At 73.7% G+C, this 763-nt stretch carries 1 protein-coding gene; it reads right to left on the reverse strand.

The window, feature by feature from the left end; all coding sequences use genetic code 11:
- Positions 1 to 59 precede the first annotated feature (59 nt).
- Positions 60 to 746: a GntR family transcriptional regulator gene (locus L0P92_RS44765; protein ID WP_372497442.1), complete on the reverse strand. Its 687-nt coding sequence runs from the start codon at positions 744 to 746 to the stop codon at positions 60 to 62.
- Positions 747 to 763: the final 17 nt, after the last annotated feature.

Consider the following 763-nt stretch of genomic DNA (forward strand, 5'->3'; position numbering starts at 1 on the left):
ACACCCCCCGGCGCGGCCCCGACCCACCCACCAACCGCACCGCACCGCACCGCGCCACGTCACCCCGCGAAGTGCTCCCCCACCAACACCCGCACCACATCCACATCCCCGGCGATCAACGCGTCCAGCAGCGCCGAGTGTTCAGCCGCGTCCGCGAGGAGGTCGGTGCGGCTGTGGGCGGCGCGGCGGTGGAGGTCGTCGGCGATCTGGACGAGTTGTTCGTTGCCGCAGAGGGACAGCACAGCCCGATGGAAGGTCCGGTCGGCCTCCGTGTACGTCGCCCGGCACCCCGTAGCCGCCGCCCGGACCGTCGCCTCGGCCAACGGCCGTAGTTCCGCCCACCGTTCGGCGGACACGGTACGTGCCAGCCGCAGCATCACCGGCACCTCGATCAACGCCCGCACCTCGGCGAGTTCGGCCAGCTCCCGAGCACCCCGCTCGACCACCCGGAACCCCCGGTTGGGAACGACCTCGACGGCCCCCTCCTGCGCGAGCTGCTGCATCGCCTCACGCACCGGCGTGGCGGAGACCCCGAAGCGCTCGCCGAGCGCCGGCGCCGAGTAGACCACCCCGGGCGTCAGCTCACCGGTGACCAGCGCGGTGCGCAGTGCGTCGAGGATCTGCCCCCGCACGGACGCCCGCTGCACAACAGCACGCGGCTGCGGCATCGGCGGTTCGCTGTGGATGTGCTCACCACGAGCCGTCGGCACCGAGTCACCCCGGCCCCGGCCCTGACCCCGCTCCACGTCCCCGGCCGCGACCC

Source organism: Streptomyces muensis (assembly GCF_021474425.1).
Lineage (GTDB): Bacteria > Actinomycetota > Actinomycetes > Streptomycetales > Streptomycetaceae > Streptomyces > Streptomyces muensis.